We start from the raw sequence: 22,321 nt of genomic DNA on the forward strand, positions 1-22,321 counted from the left end.
ATGATCATTACAAAAAAGAAGTTATTTCGCTCGATATCGGCAGTGATAATGAAATTAGTCAAACACGATTCAAATTCGCTACACTTAAGTGCAACCAGATGAAATCTAGCAATTAATTCTTAGGAACATAACTAATGCCAGTAATTGATTTTCCAGCTTCAGCAAAACGCCATTATCAAGATGCCTGCTTGTTGGAAAATAATAGCCGCCTAGCTAACGCGGGTCAGTTATATGGATTTTGTGCGGAATGCGGAATCAAAGCATTGCTGATTTCACATGGCTATCCCACTGATGCTGAAGGTTCGCCAATCAGAAATCCACCAACTGGTGAGACAAGTATTCGGAAACACATTGACCAACTCGTAACGATAAAAACGCAAATCGATGTTAGTACTTCGGGACGTAGCGGAGCAAAGTACCTTGCGCTGATCCCTAATATTGGTTCTTTTGTGGATTGGTCTGTTGATCATAGATACTATGATCAACACCAGATCCCCTCATCTTTGCCAGCATGGAAAGGAGCGGCGACAGAGATGATGCAAATGATGGATATAGCCATCAGCGATGGAGTTTTGATATGAGCCGCAACAAGATTTTTTTCAATGATGTTTTGCCCAAAGTAGCCAACATCTTGTCTGCGCAAACCTTGCCGCCAGATGTAGAGCCTCTGGTGATACGCGATATTCACGGCCGCATCAGAATTGCGTTGGACATGCCGCGAAGCAGCGATACCGATGAAATAATTGCCAAGCTGGATCAAAGTTTATTGGCTTTAGGCGTCTATAACAACGGCGAAGGAAAAAACGTCCTTTCTCGTGATGACTTTTTTGATCCCGACAGCATTTTTAAAAGTCCCGAAATCCTACAATGGGTACAGCCTAATGGAGATAAAACTGTTCGAATATTGAATCGACAGGTCACAGGACAGGATTGGGACTCGCATGAAGAATCCCATAAAACAAAAAAACCACGCCTTGTATTTTTTGGAATTAAAGGCGGTGTGGGGCGTTCAACGGCGCTGGCAATGCTGGCCTATAAATTGGCAAATTCAGGTAAAAAAGTTTTACTGATCGACCTTGATCTTGAGTCTCCTGGTTTGTCGGGTTTGCTGTTACCGCAGGATCGTTTGGCCGATTTCGGCGTTGTCGATTGGCTGATTGAAGATGCTTTAGGCCAAGGTGATGAAGTATTGCGCCGAATGATTTCAGTGAGTCCTTTGTCTGAATATACCCAAAGTGAGATTCGCATTGCTGCGGCAATGGGAATTGACGATACCAGCTATCTGGATAAATTGTCGCGGGCATACGGGGACGTAGCTATAAACGGCAAAGCCGAGGCTTTCACCCAGCGCATCCGCCACTTAGTCGATAAACTCGAAGAAACAGAACAACCTGATGTAGTGTTAATCGATAGTCGAGCTGGATTACATGATCTTGCTGCCGTCAGCATCGTGGGTTTAGCAACCACGGCATTCTTATTTGCAACAGATACCGAACAATCCTGGCAGGGTTATCGTTTGCTGTTTTCACATTGGCAATCTTTCCCTGAAATTGCGCGTAATGTGAGGGAACGTTTAGCTATCGTTCAGGCACTATTTCCCGAAGCCGATCAATCAAAACGTGCCAGACACTTTTTGGAACAGTCATACCAATTGTTTTCAGAAACGCTGTATGAAGAAATTCCGCCTTCTCCAGCAGATCATCCATCAAATACTTTAGGTTTCAGAGACTTGTTCAATTTCGACATCGAAATCGAAAATGCGCCGCATTATCCACTTCGTATTAACTGGAACAATCGTTTTCAAGAGTTTGATCCCAAGCTGCTTGGCCAACAAGGACTTTTTTCAGAAGCAGAAATAGAAGCCAGTTTCGGAAATTTCATGGATAAAGCCATTCAATTGATTGGGGACCGTGCATCGTGAGTCAAGACTATTTTCCGCAACAGGTAATGCGAAAAGCATTGCGCGAAGCCTTACCAGCCAATGATCAACCTGCTGCTAAACCGACTAGAACCCCTCAGTTTACGTATGTGCCTCCTAGCCATGCGCGGGCTCTCGACCCTGAAAATATCATTGTTGAAGGGATACGTGGAGTTGGGAAAAGCCATTGGTGGGCAGTACTAAATTCCAAGCAGCATCGTGATTACTTAGCCTCAGTTTTTCCTGAAACGAGAATCACCAGTAATCTAAAAATTTCCCAAGGGCTCGGCGTTGGTTTGGGGCCTAAAGATGCTCCTGGTAAAGATACAATGGCAAACCTGATTAAAGAGCATGATCCCCGTCATATTTGGCAAGCAGTCATTGCCGTTCATGCTGGGTTTCCTGAACCTTTTCCGAATGCACCGGGAAAGTGGACGACAATGGTAAATTGGGTGAAGGAAAACCCTGAGGATTACGACAATCTATTGGATGATGTTGACTTTCAATTAGCCCATCAAAATCAAACCTGCTTGATTTTGTTTGATGGCCTTGACCGTCTGGCCAACGATTGGCCATCTATTCGACCGCTTGCGCGATCACTATTCCAACTTGCTTTGGATTTTCGCGCCAGTCGCGCAATCCGGTTAAAGCTGTTTGTGCGCTCGGACATGTTGGAGGACCGAGGTATATTGGCTTTTCCTGACTCATCAAAATTGTTAGCAAAAAAAGTTCTTCTTAACTGGCGACGTGTTGATCTTTATGCATTGCTTTTTCAATGTTTGGGTAATGCCGATACTCAGGGAAAGATGTTTCGATTTCAGTGTAAAAAACTTTTTTCACAAACTTGGAAACAAGACAAAAATACCCAAGCATGGCAGTTACCCCAAAACATGCGTACCGATGAAGACTTGCAACGTGAGATATTTCATGCCATTACGGGACCATGGATGGGAAGTGGTCCAAAACGAGGGGCTCCTTATACTTGGTTGCCGAATCATCTAATTGATGGCCGGGATCAAGTCAGTCCTCGTAGTTTTGCAGCCGCATTACGTTTTGCGGTCGAAAATGACGAACCACATATAGACTGGCCATTCGCCTTGCACTACAGCGCAATTAACGCTGGTGTTCAGGAAGCTTCCAGAATTCGAGTCGATGAAATCACCCGAGAAGACTATCCGTGGGTTGAAACGCTTATGCAGCCGCTACGCAGCAAAATCACGGTGCCATGCGAACCTAAAGAGATAATTCAACTTTGGAAAAAGGACAAGACTATTAGCAAGTTACAAACAGCATGCGAGGAAAATGAAGTAAGGCTTCCCCCTCCACATATTGAAGAAGGCGAACAGGGCATATTAAAAGACTTAGCTGATTTGGGGGTAATTCAGCAACTCTCTGACCGGCGTATTCAAATGCCCGACGTATACCGCATTGCTTTTGGGTTCGGTCGGCGAGGCGGCGTTAAACCACTTAAGTAAAATAATGCCATAATGGGTAAACGATGAAGTCGTTTGAACGCTTGCTGCCGAAGAATTCATGAATTTTCGACTAAACTCAATCACCGCTCCGATTCTTTCTTGGCAACCTTATCCCGCAAATAAACCGGCATGGCCTGTTCGACCGCAACAGCCAAGCCCTGCTCGAAGCCTTTCGCGCCTAAACGGGCAATCGCACCGGCTCTGGGCAGCATATCGGCTTTATAGCGACTGACTTGACCGGCCAAGAGGGCCATTAATTCCTGATGGTAAACGCCCCAGCCTGAACCGATACCTACTCCGGTCAGGTCGGGAAACTCTATCTGCTTAGCCGGAGTCACGGCTTCGTCGCCAATCAGCTCGGCATAGCCTTGATCGTCGCGCCGGTAAACACCCCAGAATATTTCATCCATCCGTGCATCCATAGCGACAAAGGCGACATTTTCATCATTGTGATCGAAAAAATCTTGGGCAATGGCCGCCAGGGTAGACACAGGGACTACCGGCAAATCGGCGCCCAAAGCGATACCCTGAATCACGCCGGTGGCAATGCGCACACCGGTAAACGAACCGGGGCCGCGGCTGAACGCCAGCGCATCAAGCTGTTGCGGCCTTAAGCCCGCCTCTGTCATTAACGAATCGATCATCGGTAAAATCAGTTTAGTGTGTCCTTTGGGCGCCAACTCAAAACGCTCCGCCACTTCGCCGTCAATAAACAGCGCTGCCGAGCAGGCTTCGGTCGATGTTTCTACTGCCAGTAATTTCATTGTTCGATCTCTAATTAGTGGATGCTGACTTTATGAGAACTCAAAAGACACTGATATGTAGGGCGTGCCATGCGCGCCTTAGCTCCGATGGCGCGCATGGCACGCCCTACTGGGAACAACTCGCGTTTATCAGCTAAATCCGCGCCATCCGGTTCTATTTCTCTAACGACTCTTCCTGAAAAAACGCCCGTACCTCTTCTATGTCACGGGTACGCTTCATAGCCGGTACGCTGTCTAAAAATATCTGCCCATAGGATTTCTTTAGCAATCTGGGATCACACACCATCAATACGCCCCGGTCGGTTACGTCGCGAATCAACCGGCCTATGCCCTGCCTTAACGCAATCACGGCAGTGGGCAGTTGGTATTCGAAAAACGAGTTCCGTCCCTGTTTGGTCATCGCATCCAAGCGCGCTTTTAACACCGGGTCGCCGGGCGATGCGAACGGCAATTTGTCGATAATGACGCAAGATAAGGCCTCGCCCCTGACATCCACGCCTTCCCAAAAACTCGATGTGCCGAGCAGCACGGCATTGCCCGCATCTTTAAACTGCTCCAGCAACAAGGCCTTGGGACGACTACCCTGAATCAGCAATGGAAAATCGATTTTTTTCTCCAGCAATTCGGCCGCCTCTTTAAGCGCTCGATGGCTGGTAAACAGGAAAAACGCCCTGCCCTTACTGGCCTGCAACACCGGAACCGCAAACTCGACGATCCGCGGGATGAATTCGGGATCATTGGGCTGAGGCAAACCTTTCGGGTGATAGAACAGCGATTGATGGGCATAATCGAAAGGGCTGCCCCAACTTTCGCTGGTTGCATTGCTCAGTCCCAGGTTATTGGCGAAATGATCGAACTTGTTCGCCACGCTTAAAGTCGCCGAGGTAAAAATCCACGCTGCCTGATGTTGCTGCATGAAGGAGCGGAACTCCGCCGCAATATCCAGCGGCGTCCGGCTTAGGGTAAAGGTGTTTTTATAGGTTTCATACCAGCGAATCCATTTGCCGCTGCTGTCTTCGAGGATAATTTTCAACTGCTGCACCAGTTCGTCGGCGCGCTTGAAACACGAGTCCAGGCCTTTGGTTTTAACCGAGGCCAGCTCCAGTTGATCGGCCAGGCGCTGTAACTGGTCTTTAACCGCCGTCAAGTTCGCCGCTATTTTCGGATTGTTTTCGATGTCCTGCCAATCGCCGCGTTTAAGCTCGATACCGAATGCCAGCCTCAAATCCTTGACTTCATGTTCAAGGTCTTCGCAGGCGGTACGTAAGGCGGGCATGTCGGTGGCGTCTTTGAAATATTCCATCAACGCGTCTTTTGCCAGATCATTCAGCTGCTTAGCGCTGACGGTAATGCCCAAAAAATTGGAAGCGGTATCGGCCAGTTGGTGCGCCTCGTCGATAATAACCACTTCGGCATCGGGCAATAGCTCGCCGAAACCGCTGTCGCGTATCGACCAGTCCGCGCACAGCAAATGATGATTAACCACCAGTATTTCGCTTTCCTGCGCCTTTTTCCTGGCCTTAACCAAAAAACACTCGGCGTAATCCGCGCAATCTTGTCCCAGGCAATTATCCAGTGACGAAGTCGCCTGATACCAGACCGGGTCGGCTTCGGCCACTTCGGACATTTCCGAAGTATCGCCGGTTTTTGTGCGCTTCGACCAGGAGCTTATTTTTGCCAGAGCGGCGGCATCTTCTTTGCTGAAACCCAGCGTGGAAGTCAAGGCGTTTTTTAACCGATAAGTGCATAAATAGTTGCTGCGGCCTTTCAGCAGCGCAGCGATAAACGGCGTTTTCATCGCCTTGCGAATCACCGGCAAATCTTTGTTAAACAGTTGATCCTGAAGATTTTTGGTGCCGGTCGAAATAATGACTTTTTTACCGGATAAAATGGCGGGAACCAGATAGGCAAAAGTCTTGCCGGTTCCGGTTCCGGCTTCGGCGATTAAATGCTGGTTTGCTTCAATGGCGTGGGCAATCGCCTCAGCCATTTCCAGCTGGGCCGCCCGCGGTTGATAACCTGGAATTACCTTTGCTAATTCTCCGTCACTGCTGAAAAAATGTTTGGTGTCTGTCAATTGAGTCTCTTGCACTATTTCCACTTACTACTTTAAATTCAACCAACAAGTGCAGTTCATTTTTAACTGGATTGAAAAAAGCCGACCAAGCAACAAAGATACCAGATTGAAATTTTAAAGATAGTGTCTCGGGTATCTAAATCTATACCGATAATATACCCGAAAAAGATAACCATAGGATATGCTGATGACTACAAGGCTACATCGGAATATTTACCGCCTATATGCGTCTGGCCGGATCTTGACCATCAACATTTAGCTAAGCTTGCTTCGTGGCCCGGTTGATATTTATGGAGTCCGGACACATTTTAAATTTTAAACTAATATTTATTTGCGTACGTATTAAACTAGACGATACTAGCACTTAGAAACATAGGTAACTGACTAAATCATATGATAATTAACGGCTTTACATTTCTTCCTAAGTACAATGACACACTGGAACAAAATGCAGAATATCTCCGGCAAATACTTCCGCTCATGTCAAAGAATAAAATCGCTGCCGACCCTCTTAATTTTGCAATTTTCTATGAATATATTATCGGCAGAAACGTTCAATTAAACAATGAGTTGACTGATCTACTGAAAAATCAGGATGCTTTTACGCCCGAATTAAGCCTGAAATTGTTCAAAAAATATATCTGCGATACTTCGTTTGACTCTCTGGAAAACATAAGCCAAATCCTGTTGCAGCTTATTAATAAAACAGGCGAAGCCTTGGACTCTACTGGCGAAAAAGCCAGTGCGGCAACAATAGGCTTCGAAAACCAGTTTAAAAAGCTGGAAAACAACCAGGACCTACCTGAAATCAAAATAGTTTTAACCGAAATCATCGCCGGAACTAAAGAACTTGCCGAAACCAGCATAACGCTGCAAGCGCAACTGGACGAAAGTAAAACGGAAATGCAATCGCTGCGGCAAGAACTTGCTCATGCGCGCGAAACCGCCAAAACCGATGCATTGACCGGACTCTTAAACCGCCGCGCTTTTGATCAAAAGCTGGATGAATATATTGAAATTCATAAACAAAACGATATTGAACTTTGCTTGCTTATTTTAGACATCGACCATTTCAAACTGATCAATGATACCTTTGGTCACCAGACGGGCGATAATGTACTGCGCTATACCGCTAATCTGATGAAAAAACATATTATCAAACATCATTGTGCGGCGCGCTATGGCGGTGAAGAAATGGCCATTATCATGCCCAATACGCCGTTTGACAAAGCGATGGAAATTGCTGAAAAAATAAGAGTTTCATTAGCCCAGCATCCTTTAAAACTTAAAGGTAGTAAAAAATCGATAGGTACAGTCACCATATCTATCGGTGTCTCAAGTTTTAAAATAGACGACTCTGTCGAAAGCTTGATCGAACGCGCGGACAAGGCAATGTACCGCGCTAAAGATAACGGCAGAAATCAAATAATGCCTGAAGATTTCATCTAAAACGCTGATAACAATATTATCCTTCTGAATTGGATGTAAAAATTATGAAAAAAATCCTGCTTTCGCTTTTGGCTATCTTCCTGATTATTGAAGAATGGCTTTGGGATTTATTAACGGCATTCGGGCGTTCATTATCACAATGGCTGAATCTGCAACGATTCGAACAATGGCTGAGTCAGACGAGTCCGCCCATGGCGCTGGTGGCGTTTAGTATTCCGGTACTGATTGTTACGCCGATCAATCTCGCTGCATTTGGATTGCTGGCAAAAGGAATGGTTCTACAAGGCATTCTGGTGGAAGTATTGGCAAAGCTACTCGGCACTTTACTGGTAGCCCGAGTGTTTGCGCTGACCAAACCGCAGTTATTAACCTTTACCTTCCTAAGAATCACCTACACCACTATCACTCGCTGGCTGCAATGGGCGCACGCAAAAATCACGGAAACAGCCGTCTATCGCTGGGTGAAACAATTCCGGTAGATTATCGCTAAAATTACTCTGACGGTTCAACAATACCGTGGAACCGATGCTAAGTATTTATTTTCTGTACCTTTCCGCAGTTACCGCCGTTACAATCCGCATTTTCTTTAGGGTATAAAGCCCGCCCGCCGCATTGATCCGTCATTACCCCAACAAACAACGTAACTCCGATTAGCGCACATTGTAAAAACTATGGTACAAAGCAAGCCGCATATTATCAGATGCTAATATCAATTGAATCGAGGAAGTCCAGATGAAAACGACGACTAATTTGCAACGCCGCAAACTATTAAAATATGCCGCAATGGGTATTGCCGGAGCGGCGACTTATCCGGCCTGGGCGCAGACTGCCGGCTTTACCAGGGTCAACACGCCATCTGCCGACTTTCTTCCTGACGTTGAAATTGAACTGACCATGAACACGGCTGATGTAGCTATTTTAAATGGCGAAAAAACTCATGTATGGAAAGTTACCGGCAAGGTCATAACAGGTCCTTCAGGCGTGCTTGATAATAATGAAGGCACTTATCTGGCGCCCACCCTGCGTTTCAAAAAAGGCCAGAGAGTCAGGCTGATTCTTAATAATAATTTACCGGCACAATCGATTCTGCACTGGCATGGGCTGCATGTTCCCGCCAACATGGATGGCAATCCCATGTATGCCATCAATCGGGGCGAAACCTATATTTATGAATTCGAAATACTCAACCGGGCCGGTACCTATTTTTATCACTCCCATGCTCACGGCGTCACCGCCAGGCAAGTCTATTCCGGCTTGGCTGGACTACTGATCGTCAGCGATGATCAAGAGCAGGCGCTGAATTTACCGAGTGGCAACCTGGATGTCCCGCTGGTGATTCAGGATCGCAGTTTCGACGGCCAAAACCAGCTGGTTTATTCAGGGCACATGATGCAACGCATGCAGGGTTTTCTGGGCGACCAGATCCTGGTTAATGGCCGGCCTGATTTTGTGTTGCCGGTCGCAACCCGCGCTTATCGGCTCCGGCTGGTCAACGGCTCCAACTCCCGGATTTATAAATTGGCCTGGAATGACGGTACCCCGATCACCGTAATCGGTGTAGACGGCGGCTTACTGGCAGCTCCCGAGCAACATCCTTATGTCATGCTCGCGCCGGGCGAAAGAGTGGATGCATGGATGGACTTTAGCGGACGAGCGCTAGGTACCGAGCTGACCTTACGCAGCATACCGTTTGATGCGGCTACGCATGGCGGCATGGGCATGATGGGAGGCGGGATGATGGGCGGCCGTGGAGGAATGATGGGGCATGGCATGGGCGGTATGATGCGTGGTGGCATGATGGGCGGAGGAATGATGTCCGTCAGCACCTTGCCTTCAGGCTCGGATTATCCGATCTTAAAAATTCGCGTCACCAAAAAAGAACAAGGCGACAACACGTTGCCAAAGACGCTAACTCCGATCACTACATTTCAAGTCAAGAATGCGGCAAATGCGTCCAATCCCAGAACCATCGCCTTATCCATGGAGCACATGTCAGCCCTGCTGAATGGCCGTTCTTATAAAATGGACGACGTCCAACCGGATGAAATTATCCCGGTTAACAGCCTGCAATTAATCGAGTTCGATAATGGTTTTGACGGCGGCATGCATGGCATGATGAACATGCCGCACCCGATGCATCTGCATGGCGAACAGTTTCAGATCGTCAAGCGGGAGGTGAGCCCGCGTTCACAAGACAGTTACACCACCGTTGCATCAGGATTTATAAACGGCGGCTGGAAAGATACGGTTTTGGTGATGCCGGGCGAGAAAGTCACGATATTAAAACCGTTTAATGATTTTAAAGGCCTGTTCATGTATCACTGCCACAACCTGGAACACGAAGATTTGGGCATGATGCGGGATTTCCTTATTAAATAAAATCCAAACGTGCTATGGACGGCGTGTTTCTTTGAGCAAGCAGAGCCTTCGTAGATATCGTTGACGTAGGCTTGGTAGTTCTCCGTCAACATTAAGTGTTATCAAATTTTGCTCTCGGTCCGTGACGGTCAAGCCAAGGCTTGACCGTCACGGAGTTCGCTTTTCACAAGACACACTACGTTCCGGTGTTACATATTCTTCGCCGATATAGCAAAGCGACAGATATGAATCACCTTTAATGGCTTGTTATTAATCATTCATATTACAAAGTTTAATGAATGGTGAAGACTATCGCCTTATCCCCTACTGTTCTTTCAGAAAGTCGAAAAGCAATTACCGAAATGGTTTTGGTCGATCTACATGATAGAAACAATCTTACGCTTAACAAAGGATAAAAATTTTCTGGATAACTCTACTGGTAGTATTATTACCAAAAATCGGCATTACTTATATCGATAGCTATTTGGCACCCGCTATTGCTGAATAGAATGACTGCTTAACAGGCCTGTTCCTATGTGTTACAGCAACATAAACAGTTGGACTCAGAATAAAAATAAAAGGTTAATAATGAAAGCGGCCCCCAAACAAACCAATAACGATTCCAGTCGCTCAGCGACCGAGGCCACTCAAACTAGCTGGCAGAACCAATTGGCTCAATTCGCCAACAACAGTAAGGAAGCCGTAGCACAACGCGCCTTTATAGCCGGCATCAATGACAGTCCGCACATGGCCGCACAACGTCGGCAAATTGAAAATTACATCGGTACCGACAGCCAACAAGCCCCTGCGACTCCGCAGCAGATAAACCAGCAGCCCGTTCAACGCTTAGAAAAACCGGATGACGAAGAAAAGGAACTCTTACAGCGCAAACCCACCGTAGAATCTCCAACGCAACTGAAAGAATCCATCCCGAAAAACAACACAGGCCTGCCTGACAATCTCAAGTCCGGTATCGAATCGCTTTCCGGCCTATCCATGGATAATGTCAAAGTCCATTACAACTCCTCCCAACCCGCGCAACTGAATGCCCTCGCCTATGCGCAAGGAACCGACATTCATATTGCGCCGGGACAGGAACAACATCTGCCGCATGAAGCCTGGCATGTAGTACAGCAGGCGCAGGGACGTGTGCAGCCGACGATGCAGATGAAGAATGGCGTTCCGGTTAACGATGATCAAGGTCTGGAACATGAAGCGGATGTGATGGGAGTAAAGGCGGAGGGCCTACCTGTTACGCAAGAGTCTGCAGCCAAACCGACAAGCTTCCCTCTGGCGTCGGGAACATTCCAATACAAACCGGTCATTCAGGGATTATTCGGCAGTTTAACGGACTTGTTTCATAACCAACGCAAAGTGGGAGTGGAGATTACCGAGGGCAAGGCTGGTGGAAATGGCCTAAGCAAAGCGCAGCCCGGAGCAACTTGGGCTGGCGTTGCCGACAAGGCTGGAAGCTGGACTAGTACCGTTCAATTTCCTGATGATACTGGTGCAGACCAAGCTTGGCACATAGCAACGGCCGCTTCCATCGGAACTCACTTCGTTACAAGAGGATCAAAAAGCAAGTGGATGAAATGGGATAATGTCACGTTAACCGAGGATTATGGTGAATATGAATGGATCGTAAAACATCCCGATGCCCCGCAAGGGGTCAGCGAATACCGCACACGACTCAATGCAGTCAATACCAGTCGCCAGGCCCTGCGAACCGGATTGTCTGGAAAGGGCGGCAATCAGCTGATAGTGTCCAAGAACATTGATCCGGGGCCGAACGATGCTTTTTATATTAATCTTGGCGCAACTGAAGCAGTCTCTTCCCAAGTGACGTTTGAAACGACTGATCGAGACACGACAGTTAATGCCTTGGTCGGTGGTCTCACTTATGGATTGGACAGACCCCGGAACCAGTCACGAACTGCGGTTCCAGTGGTTGACCCGGTGATTACCGATTACCTCAATCGCGCAGTCGACCGGGTGCCCGTGGCAGATACGTCTATGAGCTTGGTGGTGGCCTATCTGATGGCGGATCTGTCACAAAAAATGGCTACCATGATTTCAGGACCGGCCTGGGGCGGCGACATCGCCGCTAATTTTAAGGATTGGCGCATTTTATTTCCGAAATCCCATCCATTCTACATCACTCAAATGGCAATGGACGGCGCGGCCACAGTGCCAAAAATCACAGCTGTTCGTACAGCATTAACCGGTCAAAAAGTACAAATTCTGCGCGACCTTACCGAGATGTTCACAAAAATGATCATGAAAAAAGGCCCGCGACTGATGTGGACACGTAGCGGCCCAAATTTTGCCGTGGATCATAATGACATTAGGTATCAGGTAGATAATACATTGCCCGCCTATAATCGAATCATGAATGATTATGTCATGGGCGGGGTAAAAGCACAGCACGCCGCACGAACCAACGATCTGGAAACCTTGATGGCAAGCGGCGCCAGTGCAACTTTTCTGGGAGATGAGTTCGATAATACTGTCGCTGCAATGACTGATAATACCAAGACAGCGGTGAATGTCGTCCGCAGCAGCAGTTTTTCGCAACATGGGGCCGATGATAAGGCTTTCACCTTTGAAGATCGGGCAGAAGTAACGGACACATTCCCTGATCTGAATGAAACCTATAATCGCGTTGTCGCTATAGTGGATCGGTATTAAGCCAGATAGATACATTATGCATAACCTTTCTTGGGCCTTAAATTCGGTTTACTGCACAAAAATCTAACATTTTTATTACATAAAGAGAAGACTTTACTTTCTTAACCACTTCTGTCTGTTTCCACATATCCTTGCGAATACATTGCAAGCATTCTTCCTGTGTAATAGCTCGTCAGATAGGATGTGTACGTCTTTTCAGAATGAACCGAATACGCAGATTTTAGCGTACCTTAAAACGCTCTATTCCAGACGTGTTGAAATTGCATAGTGACAATCAAGTTAAGCCAAAAACTAAAGGACGCATGATGAAAGTTACACAAAAACAAGCCGATAACAGTTCTAATCACTCATCTGCTGAAGGCGCTCAAAGTAGCTGGCAGAACCAATTAGCTCAAGTTGTCAACAACAGCAAGAAAGCCGTAGCGCAACGCGCCTTTATAGCTGGTATCAATGACAGTCCCCGTATGCTGATACAGCGTCGGCAAATTGAAAGCTACATAGGCATCGACCGGCAACGGCCCGTTCAACGCCTGAAAAAGCCGGCGGAAGATGAAAAAAGTCTACCGGCTACGGCGCAACGGATAGAAAAAGAACAAACTTTACAACGCCAATTCAACTCGAAATCTCCCGCTCCACGAAAACAACAAACCACATCAAAGTTCGATAATACCGGCCTACCGGACAACCTAAAGTCCGGTATCGAATCGCTGTCCGGCTTGTCCATGGACAACGTAAAGGTGCATTACAACTCGTCGCAGCCCACGCAGCTTAATGCTCTCGCCTATGCGCAAGGAACCGACATCCATATTGCGCCGGGACAGGAACAGCATTTGCCGCATGAAGCCTGGCATGTGGTGCAACAGGTGCAAGGTCGCGTACAGCCGACGATGCAGATGAAGAATGGCGTTCCGATTAACGATGATCAAGGTCTGGAATATGAAGCGGATGTGATGGGCGCAAAGGCAGCACAGATGGAGACCTATGTAGACAATGGCAAATTAAAGGACGCGGCTCCTTCAAATTCTCAAGCAAAGGTAGCACAGGGAAAATGGTTCAGGATGTCTACTTTGCTGGATCGCGAAGATGAGATCGAAGTCGCTGAAATTCAGGCCCTGGCCAACAACGGTAATTTTTTCGATGCCTTCCGCAAGATTTTGTCCAAATATCCTACGCTGTCCCAGGATTTTGACGCCATCAACGCCCGTTTCGACAACGAAGCAAGCTACGCCGCAGCATTCAACATTTTATGGGAAACATTCGAGGAACCGAATAAAGCCTATACCGCAGCGGAAGTAATTGAATTGCTGGAAGATAATGAAATTATCAACAAAGAAGCGGATGTTCTGGACGAAACCGACAATGACGACGATGACATCGAAAGCCTGATTGGGCAATTCCGCGATTTACATATTTCGGTGCCGTTTCGCAGCGATGTCGACCAGCAAAAGGAAGAGCACAACGTGTACTGGGAAACTGATGACATTATCGTCAGAAGCAATCCCAAGCCACTGAAAGATATGATCGCCCAAGGCAATTGGGAGGGCTATCCGATTTCGCCTCCCTTGCAGATCCAGCTTAACGGGCTGCGCAAGACTGCCAAGCTGGCTCTGTACAAAATCGCCGGTAACGCCAAGCGCAACATCGTCGGCGCGCGCACCAAAGGCAATATGAATGCGTTTCGCAATACTCTGGACGCCATTGCTAAAATTCTGAGTAACTTGGGCGGCGGAACCCATGCCGCCAGTCTGATGCCATTGACCAACCTCAGCACATCCGCCAAGTACGGCAATGACGCAGCCCCCACCGAAGGCAGCCATGTTGTGGCTACGCCACTGAGCATCAAGTCAGGTACCGCCGGATCAGCGCCAAAAGATGGACGCCTGATGACATCAATACGCAATCTGGCGGGCCTACAAAGCAAATCCTATGTACAGATGCATTTGCTCAACGATTTGGTATTCGGCCCCGGACAGTTGTGGAACCTGACTCCCGGGCCGAAACAAAGCAATGTTGACATGGAAAAAAACGTTGAAGACCCTTTGAAACGGGCCGTTCTGGGCAAAGGGCTAGTGATCAATTTTGAGGCACAGGTCAATTACAACAATGACCCTATCGCGGCTACGAATATCCAAATCCAGCAAAACCCTGATAAATACCGCTTCCAGTCAATCGATTTTACCGCAGAACAACTTGAATACAATCAAGCTACCCAGTCCTGGGTTCCTGCGAGCATGCAAGATCCGGATGTAGCTAAAGTGAACGGCTCACGCGTCACCTGGCGCTATGGCAGCCTAACGCCACTGGTGCCCAAACCGCGCATTCTCGACTCTGCCACCACCTTACATGAACTGACATCGGCTAACATTCAACCGGCGGCAGCGACCCGCATCATGGCGTTTGTAAAAAACAATCCCGCTTGGCAACCGAATGGCGCAAACAAACAAGCACAATTGGCGAAAGCTGTGAAAAATTGGGATAAAGGCAAGACCATTCCGAACATCAGCAGTTGGAAAGCAACTTCGGTACTCTGGACTTAGTCAGGTATGCTGAGTGCACTTTAACCTTATACACCATCAAATAAGGTTTGCCGGCACCAATCGACCCCGTTGGGTACGCACAACATACCCAGCGTTTTAACCGCTTTTACCTGTTTTCGCATATTCCTTACGAATCCCCTGCAACAATTCATCCAAAACAATAGTGTCGCTGTCGCGCGCCAGCGCTTGCAACGACGCGTAACGAACGGCATTCAAAATAGCTCCTCCAGCTAACTCATGCTCTTTAGCGATTTTTTGCAGGTCAATATCAGCAGCCAGCCTGGCTTTGTTGGAAAACCCTTGCCGCCATAGGCGCAGCCGTTCTTCCGGACGTGGCAGCGGGAAATAAATCATTGTCTCAAAACGTCTGGCGAACGCTTCATCAAGATTATCCCGCCAATTGGATGCCAAAATGGCTATACCATCAAAACATTCCAAACGTTGCAGTAAAAATGCGGTTTCCTGATTGGCATAACGGTCATGGGCGTCTTGTATGCCGCTGCGTTTGCCGAACAACGCGTCGGCCTCATCAAAAAATAAAATCCAATCTCTATGCTCGGCTTGATCAAAGACTTTGCCGAGATTTTTTTCGGTTTCGCCAATGTATTTGGACACCACCTGCGATAAATCCACCTTGTATACATCGCGTCCGGTGACTTTGCCTAATATGCAGGCGGTCATGGTTTTTCCGGTTCCGGGCGGGCCGTAAAACAGGCTGCGGTAACCGGGGCGCAGTTTATGCTTCATGCCCCAATCGTGCATCAGCGTTGGGCCGTGCGTTATGAACGTTTGAATTTCCTGAACTTGTTTTAAGGTGCCCGGATGCAGAACCAGATCATCAAAGCTAAGCCCTATTTCAATCAGCTGGGCCGGGAATTGGCTGCCAAAGCTGGGCCGGTAGTGTTGACCGGTGGTCAGTAAGGTTTGATATTCGTCGCTAAGCCGTAGCGGACTGTGTAGCTGCGATTCATTATCCAGGCTTTGAAGATGCAGCATATGTTGCTGGACAAACGCATGATTACGCTCAAACAGGCTTTGTAATGCCAAGCGTTGCTCAAGGTTATTGTTGGAGAGAATAAATAACAGCGTCTGCACGGTCGGCATAAAGCCGCTGCTGCTTCCGCTAGCCCCTCCAAACTCGCTAAAACGGCGGTCGTACAGTTGGTTCTTAAGAAAAAATATATCCAGCAGTCCTGGGCTCAGTACCGGAGCCAGCGCCAACGCCAACGTAATGCGTTCGGCAATCCCAAATTGGTAGCGCTCAATACACTGGGCATAGCTGGAGTTGCCTAAAACCGGCGGCGGAATGTCCTGTATGCTTTGATACGCACAGTCTTGAGCGAAAAAAAGTTTAAAGCGGGTATCAATCACCCGGTTTAACCAACCCAGCTCGTTGTTTAAATCATTGGCATTGGTTGTTAGCGGCATTACCATTCCACACGTATTGGATATTCCATCCAGGGCAGTTTAAACCATTGCCAGGACCAGGGAAAACGCTCCAATACCAAGTCATAGGTTTCCCGCTCAACGCGCAATAACCAACTGCCTTCGCTGGCGCTGAGACTGCCCCGGCGCAGTAAAAAGCTGCCGCGAAAACCGTTAACCGACATATTGTTCAGTATCGGGGCATTACCGATAACCGCGCCAAGCAGCTCGTCGCAGGCTTCGATTTGCTCCGCTGTTAGCGGCATTTCCAAATCGAATACCTCTTCGATTTCCATCGCGCACAGCAGTTTATTGAACGGCAATAGATATTCAGACGGATTTAATTCTTCAGTGGCCAAGTAATGTAAAAGGCTTACGGCGCATTGTTTTGCCGACTGGTTATGAAAACGTCCGTTTTGCACCAGCTCCAGACTTTCGAAAAAAGTCGCCAAAAAAGGCCATAGTATGCAAAGCCCGGCGTTATTTATATAAAGCGCATCGGTGTCGCTGAAGGCTGATCTAGCGCTGGTTGCCTCAATACTTGCGGAAGCTTCCGAGCTATTGTTTTTCACTGATAACCTATTAGATAGCGAAGAATGGACAAATTCACGTGCCGATTGTTTGGTGGTGATTTGTTCAGATAAGGGTTCGTCATCAGCCTTTTGTGCATGTACAGAATAAGACTCACAGATTCTTTTGAGCATTGTATATCTGTTGCTAATGGGCGTCGATGTAAGCCGGTGCCTGTTGGATATGGGGTTGCTGACAAAATCCCTAGCTTGATCGGCAATTGATGACTTGTCCCCGGATTTAGTCTGTGTAATATACGGCTTGTTGAATATTTCATACCTGTTAATGGCGGCCGATACAGGCAGTTGTCGATAATCCATAGGATCCGCCGTATCCGTGCTTTGACTGGCAGTCGCAGATTCAAGCTGTGTAGAGCTCGACTTGGCGAATATTGCGCTCCTGTTGCTCATCTCAATCGATGCAAGACGGTCACGATTAAACATGGGGTTAATCGCTGTATCGGTGCTAACTGTTGATACTTCGTTCACAGACTTGCTGGCTGTTGCATGGCTGTCTCCGACAACCTCTTCGTCAAGCACAGTCGACGTAGGTTTTATCGGCAGCAGTAGCTTGATAGTTTGTAACCATTCATTATTCCTCATGACCTTATCTGATAACAGTTGCTGTAAACAGCCGACGAATACCGTCTCAGGTAAACCTTGCAACTTAGCCCAACGTGCGGTCACCGCAGCTAAGAATTCGACACGACGGGAAATGGCTGGCTCACCTGCAACAGCTACTTGCAGAAGACTTTGCCAGAGTGTGGCTCTTAAGCTCAAAGCAGGCGTCCGGCTGCGTTGCTGTAATAGCGGATGGACGGCCGACAAGGCTTGCACCAGCGATGCGGTTAAATCTTCGGAGGCTGCGGTTAACAAAGCCGTCATGGCGATTAAGCGACTATCGTCAAAATAGCTGATTAAGCGTTGTAAACAGCGCGGTTCATGAATTAATCCGGGCAATAGACGCTTTAGAGCATCGGGTGCGCTGATTGATAATACGGTGAAGCTCTTTTCCGGCAATTGTCGTTGGCTGACATCGGCCCACCAAGGCAGGTAACCTTCAAGGACAAAGTGTTCGAATAACTCCGCATGCGCGAGCATCGGATCATGTGTTTGTTCGGCTACCGGCAGAGATTGAGCGTAACCGATTTGTTCGCCGAGCGCTTGACGCAAGGTTACCTCCATTCTTTCCAGAATATCGGTTTCCAGGCTATTGCTATCCAGAATGCCTAAGTCCAATTCTAAGCGGTCGATACGATGCAAATAATCCGGGCTGCAGACCTCGGATAGGCAACGATCGAGCAGCGGCGGGAGACATTGTTGAAAAATACGGCTCAATGCCTGCTGTAATTGCCAGGCATTTTCTTTTTTTGCCAACGTTACTTCTACAACCTGACGTTTAATGACATGACGCTGTGTGCCCATAGCTGCAATTAAGTTAGCAAGCTACTTACTGTGCGTTTAAAAACAGCCTCAACGCGGGTTTGTGCTTTGATCGCGCGAATGGATAATTGAGCATCGCTTTTTATGCTGGCGTTGGCGCTGAGTTCGGGAGGCTCGGGTGGTAGATTGGCAAGTTTTTGATGGGCTTTTAATCTTTCCGCCGTCACAGCAGGCGAAGTAGCCAAATCGACACCGATTTGCAACTGGCCGACGCCTTTATTTTGAGTGTTATCCAGATGATCCAATTGATGAAAATAAACAGGTAAGCCTTGAACTTTACTATCCGCTACGGTGGTGAACTCATAAAACACCCCAGCTTGTCCGCCACTGACTTGAATGGGAGATTGCAACAGAGAATCGGCGATTCCTGCGTTAAAACGTAAAGCCGGATTGGCGTCAGGACGCACCAAAACCGCGGTAATTTGAGTTATCTCTACTGTTGAAGTCAACGTTTCACCGGTATTAGCCAGATGGTTTTTTACGGCTTGAATCGCAATAAAACTGTCTGCCGTCAGATTGGCGCAGCTTAAATGCAAATCGCCGCCGTTCCCTTGCGCCGCATCCGTTACAACGGCAAAACCGGCTGTCGTAGGTAGTCGTAATTGCACAGCTTCTTGCTTGGGTACAACAATTGTCAGCACAGTACCGGTTGCTGCACCATGGATAAATTCATTATCGGCGATACGGCGAGTCAATGCTTGATAACGGGCACTTGCTTGCGAAGCTTGAATTTTAATGTCGGCAGCGCTTGAATAATCGACGATCGGAGTTGTCACTGAGATGACGACCACCGGATTAGCCCGTACTTTAAGCGGCAATACGGTGATAAGCAGGTCGGTTTGCGTAGCCTTTTTTTCAGACTTGTCGAAAGTTTTCGTGGCGCGAATGCGAATATCGATATCCTCCGTGACGGCGTCTTTCGTTTCCAGAATAATGGTTTTACTATCGCCACGCACTGCAAGCGATAACGCAGTTTCCGTTTTTCCCTCAATTTTAATCAGCTGGTAGTCTACGCCCTCTTGCGCCTTGTCGATGGCGACCTGAATTTTTACGCCATAATCGACAATCTTGGCATCGTTTGCCGCGGGTGTTGGACTGGGCAATAACAACGGTGCGTTTTGGATGCCGGCGGTTAACGTCAAATCGAGTCCGACTTTAACTGTAGGGGTTTCCAGTAAAAAGGTGCTTAGGCCGCTGCCCGCTTTAGTCGCTTGAATAGTAAAACTGCGATCATTAACAATCGCCGGACTGATTAATTCAAGATCACCACCATTGCCTTGCTGTTTAATTTCAGGCACCAATGGTTGCTGTTGGTTGTCGCACAAACGATAGCTGACGTCTTGTTGACTACAGCTAATGACAATTCTGGCTTTCATGTTGTATGCAACAGTGCCGACATCAGCAATAGCCAAATCGCGTAACGGGTAGGTATGGCCTATCGCTAAGCGGTCGATGAGCCGGTCGCGGGCATCACGCAACAAAATAGCGGCTGACTGATCTATGGAGCCATTTAAAATGCGTTGATTGGTTTGCATTCGATACGCTAAATGCTGCTGTTGCCAGTTTTGATAGGCAGCCGCAAAACCGTCGCCCTCCTCTACCGCTAACCAGCATACATAAACAACGAGATGCGCCGGTGTTTCCTCGCGCACGGTTTGTTCGACAAAACGTTTAAAATCCTTACTGCGCCAAGAAGCCGCGAACACGACTACGCTCAATTGCAGTGAATACGGATCTTGCGATCTGGCGTTACATAATAACGACCCTTGCTGCAAGCTATCGCCCACCATTGGCCGCAATAAAGCATGTTCGATGACATACAGCTGCTCATCGCTCGTTTCCAACAAACCCAACTTAAGACGTAAGGCATGCTCCAGGCCTGAGCGATTATCAGGACTAGAGCCAGCCAACACATTAAAGCCCGTCCCCTTGCTGCTACTGATTTGAGTATAAGTGCCCAGCAAGGTTAATTTGCTCTCAAGTACCGGCTTTCTGGCGTCGATATGATTGCCAAAACCGCTGTAATCGATAAATTGCTCGGCAAAGCGTGCCAGCAAATGATCGATAAAACGGTTCTTACGCTGCCAATCCGCAGCTTGCTGGGTGTCGGCGTCATTTGGCTGGCTCGCACCGAAGATTTGCTGCAGGTTTTGCAGACGGGCATCGTTATTTTGCTCCACCCATAAGTCGCTGATATCAGGGGCATCCAGGCAAGCCGCAAAATAACTGATTGGCGGATTAGAGTCAGTTGGCAGTGCACAAGAAAAAGAAAATAAATCTTTAAGGTTCGCCAATTGAGCGAAACTGTTGGCAAGCAGCTGGTCGAAAAGTAATAAATACGCTTTAAGCTGTTTGGCTTGCGCTTTACGCTCTTCGCTAACGGTGCTCGACAAACCCGTAGCGCCAATCCCATAAACCTTCGGAAACTGATGCAACAAAGAATAATAACGCTCGATGTGGCGATCGCGCCCTTTAGGAAGAGATAAAGCTGGGCTGACCGGTGTGCGCTGAAGCGCATTTTTTTGACGGTTTAAGTAGCGTTCGGCTAATGCTTCCGTATTTAACTGTATCGCTAATTGTCTTTTTTTCAGTGTCAGCCTGCAATTCCTCACATCCAATTTAGGGATCTTACCTGCATCCAGTACTAAAGCGGTATCGTCGAGCTTGTCTCCGTTTTTAAAAACCACATATTCGACTATACGCACCCCGCTGACATTCATAATTTCCTGAATCAAGTCGGAGACATAGAGATTTTTTCTGCGTTTTAAACCGATAAGCTCCCGGCTGTCGATAAATCCGTAATTCAGTAAAGGTCCATCGAAAATTTCATCAATCGACTTACCCTGCGCCAAACACTCTTCGAGCGTATAAAAACGCACGGTCGGTGAAAGGTACTCGGCTATTTTTTCGAGAATGGCAACATAAACGTCTTCCTGATCCGCTACGGTGTCAATCTCAATGCTGGTTTGTATCTGCACATTTTGACTGTCTATAACCTGGATGGTTTCAAAATCGACAGCCAAACTACGCTGACCATGCAAACGTTCGGCAACTTCCCGGACAATAGCATTACTGTCTTTATCAAGGGCTTCCGATTTTTCTATCAGGACCCGGTACAGCCCTTGCAAAACCAACGCGTCGGCACCTTCCCCGCCCGCTAAATCAATGACTTGATCACCGGTCTCCAATGCCTGTTTTTCCAGGTAAAACAAAGGCGGCTGCGGCTCTGTAACAGGTTCAATCCAGGCATTTTTTACGCCCGCAACATCAATCACCAGTTTACGTAAATCCAGTACGGTAACCGGTTTCGATACCAGTATTTGCTGGGAACTGTATAAGCTGTCGTAAGTCTCTTCGCCGTCCCGGCTTAACAAATCGGCCATGTCGTAATTAATACGATAAACCAAGTCGGTGAGTGCGTAACAAACTTGTTCCAATATCGTAATGCCCGGATCATGGGCATTAAAATCTGTCCACTCGGAACCTGCCAGCTGTTCCATCCAGGCAATGCCTTGCTGGCGCAAACTTTCGTAGTCTAAGGCCACTACTGGCGACGCATCGGTCAATGAAGAATCGGTTAACATAGGTTTTGCCACAGTTTGCGATAAGTAATTATGT

13 protein-coding genes are annotated in these 22,321 nt (G+C 47.7%); 8 read left to right on the forward strand and 5 right to left on the reverse strand.

The window, feature by feature from the left end:
• The first annotated feature begins 134 nt into the window (after window positions 1-134).
• From V7051_RS02415 to V7051_RS02425, 3 genes are read left to right on the forward strand one after another with little or no spacing between them, the layout of a single operon-like run.
• Entirely contained in the window at window positions 135-581 is a 447-nt protein-coding gene (locus V7051_RS02415) for a hypothetical protein (RefSeq protein ID WP_333873277.1), read from the forward strand.
• Window positions 578-1,921 carry a ParA family protein gene (locus V7051_RS02420; RefSeq protein ID WP_333873276.1) on the forward strand — a complete coding sequence of 448 codons (1,344 nt, stop codon included), beginning with the start codon at window positions 578-580 and terminating at the stop codon, window positions 1,919-1,921. The genes V7051_RS02415 and V7051_RS02420 overlap by 4 nt, the downstream gene beginning before the upstream one ends.
• The gene (locus V7051_RS02425; RefSeq protein ID WP_333873275.1) at window positions 1,918-3,393 is read left to right on the forward strand and encodes a hypothetical protein; all 1,476 of its coding nucleotides are present in this window, start codon (window positions 1,918-1,920) and stop codon (window positions 3,391-3,393) included. The genes V7051_RS02420 and V7051_RS02425 overlap by 4 nt, the downstream gene beginning before the upstream one ends.
• A gap of 80 nt (window positions 3,394-3,473) precedes the next feature.
• Here the strand turns inward: V7051_RS02425 and tsaB are convergent, their stop codons facing one another.
• Entirely contained in the window at window positions 3,474-4,157 is a 684-nt protein-coding gene (tsaB, locus tag V7051_RS02430; RefSeq protein ID WP_333873274.1) for a tRNA (adenosine(37)-N6)-threonylcarbamoyltransferase complex dimerization subunit type 1 TsaB, read from the reverse strand.
• Window positions 4,158-4,311: 154 nt separating this feature from the next.
• Window positions 4,312-6,147: an ATP-dependent DNA helicase gene (locus tag V7051_RS02435; RefSeq protein ID WP_442919617.1), complete on the reverse strand. Its 1,836-nt coding sequence runs from the start codon at window positions 6,145-6,147 to the stop codon at window positions 4,312-4,314.
• 567 nt (window positions 6,148-6,714) lie between these two features.
• On the opposite strand from V7051_RS02435, the gene V7051_RS02440 reads away from it, so the two are divergent.
• The 5 genes from V7051_RS02440 to V7051_RS02460 all read left to right on the forward strand — a co-directional run bounded on the left by V7051_RS02440 (window position 6,715) and on the right by V7051_RS02460 (window position 15,266).
• Entirely contained in the window at window positions 6,715-7,683 is a 969-nt protein-coding gene (locus tag V7051_RS02440) for a GGDEF domain-containing protein (RefSeq protein ID WP_333873272.1), read from the forward strand.
• 44 nt (window positions 7,684-7,727) lie between these two features.
• Window positions 7,728-8,162 (forward strand): hypothetical protein, encoded by a 435-nt coding sequence (locus V7051_RS02445; RefSeq protein ID WP_333873271.1) that lies wholly within the window; start codon window positions 7,728-7,730, stop codon window positions 8,160-8,162.
• Window positions 8,163-8,415: 253 nt separating this feature from the next.
• Window positions 8,416-10,062, forward strand: coding sequence for a multicopper oxidase family protein (locus tag V7051_RS02450; protein ID WP_333873270.1), 1,647 nt, complete (start codon window positions 8,416-8,418; stop codon window positions 10,060-10,062).
• 567 nt (window positions 10,063-10,629) lie between these two features.
• Entirely contained in the window at window positions 10,630-12,729 is a 2,100-nt protein-coding gene (locus V7051_RS02455; RefSeq protein WP_333873269.1) for an eCIS core domain-containing protein, read from the forward strand.
• A 302-nt stretch (window positions 12,730-13,031) separates the two neighbouring features.
• Window positions 13,032-15,266, forward strand: a complete 2,235-nt coding sequence (locus V7051_RS02460; protein ID WP_333873268.1) for an eCIS core domain-containing protein — start codon at window positions 13,032-13,034, stop codon at window positions 15,264-15,266.
• Window positions 15,267-15,362: 96 nt separating this feature from the next.
• On the opposite strand, the gene V7051_RS02465 is transcribed toward V7051_RS02460, so the two are convergent.
• Genes V7051_RS02465 through V7051_RS02475 form a run of 3 tightly spaced genes read right to left on the reverse strand, consistent with a single transcriptional unit; the run spans window position 15,363 to window position 22,287 of the window.
• Window positions 15,363-16,694 carry an ATP-binding protein gene (locus V7051_RS02465; protein WP_333873267.1) on the reverse strand — a complete coding sequence of 444 codons (1,332 nt, stop codon included), beginning with the start codon at window positions 16,692-16,694 and terminating at the stop codon, window positions 15,363-15,365.
• Window positions 16,694-18,685 (reverse strand): contractile injection system tape measure protein, encoded by a 1,992-nt coding sequence (locus tag V7051_RS02470; protein ID WP_333873266.1) that lies wholly within the window; start codon window positions 18,683-18,685, stop codon window positions 16,694-16,696. Before V7051_RS02470 ends, V7051_RS02465 begins: the two co-directional genes overlap by 1 nt.
• A gap of 8 nt (window positions 18,686-18,693) precedes the next feature.
• Window positions 18,694-22,287 carry a hypothetical protein gene (locus V7051_RS02475; protein ID WP_333873265.1) on the reverse strand — a complete coding sequence of 1,198 codons (3,594 nt, stop codon included), beginning with the start codon at window positions 22,285-22,287 and terminating at the stop codon, window positions 18,694-18,696.
• Window positions 22,288-22,321 lie beyond the last annotated feature (34 nt).

It is taken from the genome of Methylobacter sp. (assembly GCF_036845245.1).
Classification (GTDB): domain Bacteria; phylum Pseudomonadota; class Gammaproteobacteria; order Methylococcales; family Methylomonadaceae; genus Methylobacter_A.